Annotated in this window: 1 pseudogene; it reads left to right on the top strand. The window is 78.2% G+C overall.

Annotated features, from left to right (window positions below):
- Positions 1-611, top strand: a pseudogene (locus tag C1J00_RS43985) (ATP-binding protein); the annotation flags it as partial.

Raw genomic sequence — 611 nt, 5'->3', positions numbered from 1 at the left:
CCCGCCCCCTCCGCCGACTCCGGCGTCGAGGAGGTCGCCCTCGGCGGACTGGAGCGCGCGGCCGGGCTCGACCTGCTCGAACACGCCGTCGGCCGGACCCTCACCGAGGACGAGTCCAACTGGGCGGGCGACCTCTGGTTCGAGTCCGAGGGCCTGCCGCTGCGCTTCGTCCAGGCGGGCGCCCTGCTGCGGCAGCGCGACCGGCTGCGCGCCGGCACCAGCGCCGTCGACGAGTTCGGCGTCTTCGAGGACGTGCCTCCCGCCGACCCCGCCGACGCCCACGACCTCGGTGACGACGTGCCGCTGCCCGCGCTCGGCGAGGCCGCCGCGCCCGCGCCGCTGCTCGCCTCCCGGCTGAGCGCCTCGGCCCGTGCCACCCTGCGGTTCGCCGTCGCCCTGGGCGGCGAGGTCCCGCACCAGGCGCATCTGCCCGCCCTGGTCGGTGACACGCACGCGGACGCCGCCCTCGGCGAACTGGCCGCCTGTGGTCTGGTCTCGCCGGTCGGCTCCCGCTACCGCCTCGCGGCCGGCGTGCCGGCCCAGCTGGAGGCCGCCGGGTACGCCGACGAGGCCGAGGCCGGTGCCCGCAGCGCCGCCCAGCACTACTCCTG

This window comes from Streptomyces cahuitamycinicus (assembly GCF_002891435.1).
GTDB classification, from domain to species: domain Bacteria; phylum Actinomycetota; class Actinomycetes; order Streptomycetales; family Streptomycetaceae; genus Streptomyces; species Streptomyces cahuitamycinicus.
Note: the sequence above shows the minus strand (reverse complement) of the source record. Positions and strands in the feature narration are given on the sequence as shown.